General features: G+C 58.6%; 5 protein-coding genes and 4 pseudogenes. 8 read left to right on the top strand and 1 reads right to left on the bottom strand.

Features of this window, described 5'->3' with window-relative positions; genetic code table 11:
• Positions 1 to 276: 276 nt before the first annotated feature.
• From IVA78_RS06760 to IVA78_RS06725, 8 genes and pseudogenes are all read left to right on the top strand, one after another.
• Positions 277 to 781: pseudogene (locus IVA78_RS06760) on the top strand (hypothetical protein); the annotation flags it as partial.
• An 18-nt stretch (positions 782 to 799) separates the two neighbouring features.
• A pseudogene (locus IVA78_RS06755) lies at positions 800 to 2,024 on the top strand (branched-chain amino acid ABC transporter permease).
• Positions 2,021 to 2,782, top strand: a complete 762-nt coding sequence (locus tag IVA78_RS06750; RefSeq protein WP_247464868.1) for an ABC transporter ATP-binding protein — start codon at positions 2,021 to 2,023, stop codon at positions 2,780 to 2,782. Before IVA78_RS06755 ends, IVA78_RS06750 begins: the two are co-directional and overlap by 4 nt.
• On the top strand, positions 2,782 to 3,477 hold the full coding sequence (locus IVA78_RS06745; protein ID WP_247464865.1) for an ABC transporter ATP-binding protein: 696 nt from the start codon (positions 2,782 to 2,784) through the stop codon (positions 3,475 to 3,477). Before IVA78_RS06750 ends, IVA78_RS06745 begins: the two co-directional genes overlap by 1 nt.
• 1,080 nt (positions 3,478 to 4,557) lie before the next feature.
• Entirely contained in the window at positions 4,558 to 5,700 is a 1,143-nt protein-coding gene (locus IVA78_RS06740; protein ID WP_247464863.1) for an ABC transporter substrate-binding protein, read from the top strand.
• 592 nt (positions 5,701 to 6,292) lie between these two features.
• Positions 6,293 to 6,838, top strand: a complete 546-nt coding sequence (locus IVA78_RS06735) for a DUF296 domain-containing protein (RefSeq protein WP_247464860.1) — start codon at positions 6,293 to 6,295, stop codon at positions 6,836 to 6,838.
• 243 nt (positions 6,839 to 7,081) lie between these two features.
• The gene (locus IVA78_RS06730; RefSeq protein WP_247464857.1) at positions 7,082 to 7,264 is read left to right on the top strand and encodes a hypothetical protein; all 183 of its coding nucleotides are present in this window, start codon (positions 7,082 to 7,084) and stop codon (positions 7,262 to 7,264) included.
• Positions 7,265 to 7,723: 459 nt separating this feature from the next.
• Positions 7,724 to 7,928: pseudogene (locus tag IVA78_RS06725) on the top strand (transposase); the annotation flags it as partial.
• Positions 7,929 to 7,931: 3 nt separating this feature from the next.
• On the opposite strand, the pseudogene IVA78_RS06720 reads toward IVA78_RS06725, so the two are convergent.
• A pseudogene (locus tag IVA78_RS06720) lies at positions 7,932 to 8,213 on the bottom strand (transposase); the annotation flags it as partial.
• Between the last annotated feature and the right edge of the window lie 182 nt (positions 8,214 to 8,395).

Raw genomic sequence — 8,395 nt, 5'->3', positions numbered from 1 at the left:
ACGCCGTCCTCGCCGCCGTCGGCTACAACTTCCGCCGCCTGATCTGCTGGCTCAGGCTCTCGTTGTGGCAAATCCTGGCCATCCTCTTCGCCCGACCCCGAATAAATCCAGCCTGAATTCAGGGTTCTTCACGGACGACTGGAACGGCCCTGAGCCGCACCGACGTTCCCCTCACGACGCCGGACCAGGCCGTCGTGGGGACCATACCAACAAATGCATCACTACGGTCTGTCGCAACGCGCGACGTTAATGACTGACGAACGAGCCAGGAGGCGCATGTCCGAGCTGATCTTCACGTCCGCTCTCAACGGAGTCCTCTTCGGCATGCTGCTGTTCTTGATGGCGAGCGGCCTGACAGTGATCTACAGCATGCTGGGCGTGCTCTGGGGTAAGGCGCCGGTGGATTACCGTGTTCCAGAATTGCTGGACTTCGCAGCCTTCACGATATTCTCCACCAAGTATCCCGCTTTCAAGATGTTCATGCTGGTGATGGCGCTGGCAATTTTCTCGGTGTTGCTGCTCGGAATCAAGCGCACCCGGATTGGTATGATCGTGCAAGCCGCGCTGACCCACCCGCAAATGGTCGCCCATCTCGGCCATAATGTCGGGCAGATCTTTATGCTGGTGTTTGGGCTCGGTACCGCGCTCGCTGGGTGTGATCGCCGGCCCGGCGCTGGCGACACAGTCCGATATGGCGGCACTGCTTGGCCGGATTCTCTTCGTAGTGATTGTGGTTGGCGGACTCGGTGCGTTGCCTGGCGCCCTCATCGCCTCGCTTCTGCGATTCTATGGTGCCTGGATGGCGGTCATCGTTGCGATACTCATTCTGCCGCGAGTGTTCTCGTCCGGTGGCTCGCTGACGACCTTCAGTCTGGCCGGCATCTCCATCATCTTCGCACTATCTTACAACATCCTGCTCGGCCAAACCGGTATGCTGTCGTTCGGTCATGCGGTTTACTACGGGCTAGGCGGCTTTCTCGTCGTTCACGCGATCAACTTCCTGGGCGCGGCGAAATGGCCGGTGCCGCTGCCAGCAGTGCCATTAATTGGCGGCTTCGCCGGCCTAGTGTTCGCGCTGCTGCTGGCTGGGTATCTACCCGTCGCGGTGGCACGGCCTTCGCCATGATCTCGCTGGGGGTCGCCGAGCTGGTCGCCTCGTCGACCTTGATTTTGCGCAGTTTCTTCGGCGGCGAGGCTGGCACTACCGCCAATCGCATTAAGCTGCTGCACCTATTCGGCATCTCGTTCGGACCCCAGCTCCAGATCTACTATCTTGTGGCGGCTTGGACGATGATTGCACTCGTTGCGATGTATGCGCTGACCTGCACACCGTTTGGGAGGATGTGTAACGCGGTGCGCGACAACCCGGACCGCGTGCAGTTTGTCGGCTACGATCCCCACGTCATCCGATTCATTGCATTCACGTTCGCAGGGTTTTTCGCCGGCATCGCCGCCGCCTTGTCAGCGATCAATTTCGAAATTCCCAATTCCGCCTATCTTGGCGCTCAGCAATCGGGAATAGCGCTGTTCGCCGCCTATATCGGCGGATTGGGGTGTTCATCGGACCGATCATCGGCGCGATCTTTATCACCTACCTCTCGCTGATGCTGAGCGATCTGAGCTCCGTGTGGCAGCTCTATTTCGGACTGATATTCATCGCCATTGTGGTGTTCGCCCTGGAAGGCATCGCGGGGCTGCTGCTGCGGCACCGGCCCATCTGGCGTGCCGGCGAGGTGTCGCGCGTGCTGCGTGCGTATGTGGTGGCGGCGCCGCCCACGATGGTCGTAGTAACGGGGCTCGTCCTCGGGATCGAGATCGTTGCGCGCCACACGATTGGCACCGCGGAAGACCTGACGCTGCACGCGTTCGCGCTCAGCATAGACCTCGGCAAGCCGGTGAGTTGGGCGATCGTGGGAGGCCTGACGCTCGGCGGCTTCGTGGTTGCCCGCTTTAGCTGGGCGAGCGTCGCCCGTGCCTGGGCCAGCGCCATGACGGTGGCCCGCGCGAAGGGACATCTCGCATGACGTCCTCCCGCTCACTAGCCCTCGAAGTTCGCGAGGTGCGCAAGAGCTTCGGTAGCATTGAGATCATTCGGGGGCTCAACTTTAGCGTCGTCGCCGGCGAGCGCCATGCCATTATCGGCCCGAACGGCGCCGGCAAGTCCACAACCGTCAACCTGATCAGCGGCTTTATGGCGCCTACCTCTGGCGAGGTTTTGCTCAACGGCCAGGTGATCTCCGGTTTGCCGCCGTTTCAGATTAACCGTCGTGGATTGTCCCGCAGCTTCCAGGTGACCAACGTGTTCGCGCGCATGAGCGTGTGGGAGAACGTGCGTTGTGCGCTGTTGTGGACCGCGGGCCACCGCTACTCTTTCTGGAGGAATGTCGAGCGCTTGGTCGGTGTGCGTGAGCGTACCGCAAAGATCATCGAGGACATTGGGCTTGCTGGGCGAGCCCAGGTGCCGGCAGGACTTCTCACCTATGCCGAGCAGCGCGCCCTCGAAATCGGCATTACCACAGCCGCCGGTGCGAACGTCATCCTGCTCGACGAACCGACAGCGGGCATGAGCCACGCCGAAACCGAACGTGCGGTTGCCTTAATCCGCCGCCTAACAGAGGGGCGAACACTCTTGATCGTCGAGCACGATATGAGCGTGGTGTTCGGGCTTGCCGATCGCATTTCGCTGCTGCTTTACGGAGAGATCATCGCGTCGGGCACGCCGGACGAGATCCGTAACAACGCTCGAGTCCGGGAAGCCTATTTAGGCGTGGAGGCGGCGTAATGCTTGAGGTGAAGGAACTGCACGCCTATTACGGCAAGAGCCACATCCTTCAGGGGGTCGACATGCAAGTCGGCTCAGGCGAGGTGGTTAGCCTCCTTGGCCGTAACGGTGTGGGTCGTTCGACTACCGTAAAGGCGATCATGGGGGAGGTCATGCCGCACGGCTCGATCCGCTTTAAGGGCCGCGAGATTGCGGGCCTACCGAGCTATAGGATCGCCAGGCTCGGGCTCGGCTATGTGCCGGAAAATCGCGATATTTTCCCCACGCTCACGGTACGTGAGAATCTCTTGATGGGCGTCAAGGACGCGCACAAGTCTGGTCGTTGGAATATCGCGGACATGCTGGACCTGTTTCCCAACCTCAAGAGCCGCGCTGACACCGCAGCGGGTGTTCTGTCCGGCGGCGAGAAGCAGATGCTGACGATCTGCCGCACCCTGATGGGTGACCCGGAACTCGTCATGATAGACGAGCCGACCGAGGGACTCGCGCCCTTGGTCGTGCAGCAGGTCGGAGACCTGATCGCCGCCATCGCCAAGCGCGGATTGGCGATTCTACTGGTTGAGCAGAAGCTCTCGATTGCTCTTCGCATTTCAAATCGACTCTACGTGATGGGCCATGGACGCATGATGTTCGAAGGTACGCCGGCCGACCTCAAAGCCAATGCTGCGATTCGCAAGGACTGGCTAGAGGTTTAGTCGGCAATCGGCAACGACGAGATGCCGCTTAATACCAAAGTTACACTACGGTGCCGGTTTCAGAAGTAGGGCGATGCTGGGGACAGGCGCGCCCTCGACCGCACAGAGTCGGTCCAGCCGAGCGTCTTTTACTGGGCGTCAATACCTTGGACGAACTGCCGCCGGAATTTCTTTGGAGCAGGCCTGGGTTTCCCGGTACTTTCGAATACGGGCGAGCGCCCTTTCGGCTCTCGCCCGCCCGATACGCACAGCGCGAACCTAGCGGTGCGGTTTCCAATTCGTACTACCGAGCGATCGAGAATTGGTTGGACCGTGACGTCACGAGCTCCAAATGAATTGCCTAGATTTCATCCAGTCATGCCTTTGCCGCGGCTTTGACGTATTCGCCGCCTCAACTTTTTGAAGCCGGGGCGCTGGCGACCCGAACAGCAAGACTGCTTCAGGGGCTGATGTCGTCGATGTCTCCGTGATGACTCTATTGTCGGCGAATTGCAAGTCCTGTCTGGCGTTCGACTCGAGCCATTGCGGAGGCGCAATAGAAATTCACGATCGATTGGGAGGGCGAGGGGATGGACTAAGGCATCGGAGTGGGCATGTGCGGAAATACTGAATCAAAATATCCCCTTCGGTCCCAGCGATGTCGCCAATCGAAAAGGATGTTACTCCTTTCATATCCAAAGATGCGCGACCCGGAGATCGCGACGATCCTATTCAGAGACGCCTGCAGCGTCTATCGGTCTTATGGCTTATCTGCGCCCTGCGCAGAGCAGAAGTAACATCACTGTCCTGACGAACGCCCATGCAACTTGCGTACTGATCGAGGGTGTAAACCAGTCGGCGGCGAATTCGGACGCCCGCGGAACTGCCAACAGCTTATGCCAATGGCGATATCATCGTTCAGCGTCATTTTGTTAAAATCGTCGAGGTACCAGGGCAGAGATGCGGGATTTCGTCGACGTAGGGCTGACAATTGGTGAAATCCGGCTCGGCCGACAAGCTACCGTCCCCTAGGCTCGAAGGTAGATGCGCGCCCATTGAGCCGTTGACGACCAAGACTGGGCTTCCAAAAAGGGGGAAATCATGTCAGAGCAGGTGTCTCGTAAACTTCCGCGCCGTCGCGTGAGCCGACGCTCGGTCCTCCAATCGTCGGCAGCGCTGTTGAGTGCACCATTGGTTGCAAAAGCCACAGCGGCCTTCGGGCAGGAAAAACTCGCCGGCACTGGCGAAGTGATCGTTTGCAGTTATGGTGGCTCGTTTACGGAAAAGTTGCGTAAGTATGTCTATGACCCCTTCACGAAGGCGACGGGCATCAGGATTGTCGATGTGACATCCGACTTGGCGACGCCCGTGATCAAGGCAATGCACGAAGCTGGACGCATCGACTGGGACCTTGCTTTCGTCAACCCTCTGGACGCGGGCTACTTGGAGCTGCGGCAGGCCGGTGCTTTTATGCCAATCGACTACAGTCTGTGGGACGATGAAGCGCTCAAAGGTGCGCCGGAATCTACTCGCTTTACTGATGTTGTCGTTGCATTCCAAAACGCGAATCTGCTGGTTTATGATGAGCGCGCTTTTCCGAAGGGGGGCCCGAAGAGCTGGGCAGACTTCTGGAATATTAAGGAATTCCCGGGACCGAGGGGACTCGGTGCCAATGGTTTGGTTGGTGTGGTGTTTGCGTTGCTCGCCGATGGTGTTCCGTACAAGAAACTCTGGCGACTGACTGATGACGAATTCGATCGGGCGCTGAAGAAGCTCCACGAGATCAAACCGCATATCACGAAGTGGTGGGTGGCAGGGGGCGAGCCCATACAACTTCTCATTAACCGTGAATACGCGCTGACCAATGCATTTGATGGTCGTGCCCTCGCGGCAATTAAGCAGGGGGTGCCCATTCGCATGGTATGGGATGGCGCTGCGATAAGCGATAACTATTGGACTGTTCTCAAGGGGGGGCCGAACAGCGCAAATGCACAGAAATTCATCGCATTTGTGAATCGAGCTCAAATGGCAGCCGCCTTTACTCAAGCTACGGGGTATCCCGGCCCGAACCAAAATCAGCTAAAGTACCTGCCAGCCGATCTGACGCCGCTGATTAGCATAAACCCCGACAACGCGGCGAAGACGGTCCGGCTCGATACTGCCTGGCTTGCGGCGAAGCGCGCGGATGGCAAGGCCAACGCGGACTACCTAGGGGAGCGTTGGCTGGCATGGCGGGCGCGGTGATCTCTGCCTCTACCGACGGTCGTCCGACGTCTTCGCTAGCTTCGTCAGCAGCCAAGCCCACACCATGGGCTCGGCTGCTGTTGCCTGGAAGCATCTTCCATCGTGAACCGGGCGGTGGCGATTAGCGTGAAGCCCGCACCGCAAGTTTTTCTGTCGGTTTTAGCGCTTGGAGGTTTGAAGCCGTACACCTTACGGAAGCTCGCTACCGATCCGGCCGGAGCACATCATGGTAGATGAACGCCTAACTCGACGAGAGCGCGCGGCAGAGGTTCCTCACGCGTCGGAGCTTCACCGGGTTAGGTTGGTATCTGATAGCCCTCTGTGCCAGGCCGGTCTCCGAACACGTGATCTCGACAGTCGGCGACGGCGCTTCGGCCATTGCTGAGGTGACCAGAAACGATGCTCGATCGCAGAAAAGCCTCGAACTATCGAGCTCAGGCGAAGACTTTCGTCCTTGCCAGGCCTGCATTGCGTAAATTCGGCTAAGGAATCCCGTAGCATCTCCCCAGCGCATCACACCTCGGCTCCCTTAAAAAGACCTCAAGGGGGGGAATTCACGCGCTTTTGCCTTAACCACTTGAGGATCTGCGACATGACAAGGAAAATGATGAGCGGGAAGATCGAGGAGATCATCTACGCTCAACTCGAGGCAGGCGAAGACCTTCTTCGTGCCCTTTGGGACATCTGCAAACAAAACGATGTCAAGACAGGAGTCCTTCTGGACGCGACCGGCTACATGAGCAAGGTTAGGGTACAGCGGGAACCCCACGAGCCACGACCGGGAACAGGAATAGCTGGGATTGACTTTGTTGAAATCCCCGGTGGGCTAGAGGTGAGCGCGCATGGCATCATCGGAATGGGCTGGGTCCCGGACGAGTCGATAAAGCCCTCGCCAGAGCTTGCCCGTGGCGGCGGCCACACAGGCTTCGGTGCCGGAGGCTGGGAGGGACACAAGACGCCCTATGTCCACGTTCATATTACGGTGACGAACGCCTCGCAGACGGTCTGTGGGCACCTCATGGAGGGGTCATATGTGGGAACTGGATACTTCACGGTCGCTATCGCAAAGGTCTCGGGGGTCATCTTGAGGGCGACCCTCGACAAGACTGGCTACTATCACGAACTCGTACCGGCCTAGGCGGATTGCGAGGAAGCTGGAGAGGAACGCGGCGTAGCTTTCGACGGTGGATCATTGACCGCTCGACGAACCTACGCTGTGACCAGCATAGGCCCCCCACGAAACTTGAGACCGAGATTGAGCGGATTATGATGGAAGCAGGGGCTTAGGTCAGCGCGATTACCATGGGTGCGGCCTGCAGCAAGTTGTTGCTCGATGAGTCCGTCTGCACTGCTCTACAACCGATTTGGTGTAATCCTTGGCATGATCCATATCGTCATGCCAAGGATAATCCTGCCGATGTTCCTGGTCATATTCGGCATCGACCGAAGCTGCTGCTCGCGCGAGGCCGAATGGAGCGACCCGCTCGCCGCGTTACTCACGATCTCTCTGCCACTTCGTTCTCCGGGCATGATTGCGACGGGGGTTCTGCTCGTCTGCATCTAATATAATTTAGGCTGCTCTGCGTGCTTGTTCTGATCGAAAAGCCGCATTTTGCATTAACTCGGTGACTTCTTGCGGATTTTTCCTGCCCCACATTGTCGAAGTTCTGGGGGCGCGGCGTCAGTTCATTGCGGTGCAAAGCGTGTGTAATAACTGTTTCTCGAATCGATTCCGAGCTCGAACGTCAGATTTGCGAAGCTGTGAATTTGCATTTTTCAGCCGTAGGCCACAGATTGGAAAGAGATGGTGATTGGAGATCACATCAAGTCAACCGCCAGGCAAAAACTTTGGCACCCCCTGGTTGACAACATCTGTTCACGGGTCGCCGCCTCTTCTTGCTCCAGTCGAACCGCAGCGGAGTAGGTAGTGTGCGGGAGGTTCTGCAAAAGCTGAGAGGCTGAAGCGCTCATGGTAAGTCCGGTGGTTGCGAAAATCACCGCTCGTAGAGGAGCAAGGACCACCATGACCGTGACGAAGATTAAGACGGATGTCTCTGCCGTCAAACAGCTTTTGGCGTCGGACAAGCCGCTGATCCAGGCCGCGGTGCAGGAGACGCTGGAAGCCGAGATTGGCGGAGACGCTGGGCGCGGAGAAAGGGGAACGCACCGAAGCGCGGCTCGGCTATCGCTCTGGCTACTACACGCGCTCGCTGATCACCCGGGTCGGTAAGATCGAGCGCATTGCTGAGGAAGTGCACGTAACGGCGCTGCCAGAACACGCCGGTGAGGACTTCGGCGATCGCCTTCTTCAGCCCCGGGTAATCGTCGGAGACGACGAACTCGACGCCGTGAAGGCCGCGGGCCTTCAACGCATCCAAAAACTCCTTCCAGCTCGATCGGCTCTCCCGGTTGGCGAGCTCAACCGCAAGCACCTGACGCCGGCCTTCCCAGTCGACGCCGATCGCGATCAGCACCGCCTGGCTCGCGATAATCCCGTCTTCGCGCACCCGTTCAGTAAGACTCCGAGGGGAGACGCCTTGCGGCGGGCTGGCCTGATGGTTGAGAACTGCGTATGGACAGCCATACGATCAGTACGCTGAATCGACTTGAAGTGGTTGATACAGGCCGGCGGCGCCGCTGGTCTGAGGAGGAAGGCGCGGATTGTTTTGGAAAGCCTATCCGAGCCGCGCCTGGT

This window comes from Bradyrhizobium sp. 137 (assembly GCF_023074095.1).
Taxonomy (GTDB): domain Bacteria; phylum Pseudomonadota; class Alphaproteobacteria; order Rhizobiales; family Xanthobacteraceae; genus Bradyrhizobium.
This window is presented reverse-complemented; position numbering and strand designations above follow the sequence as displayed.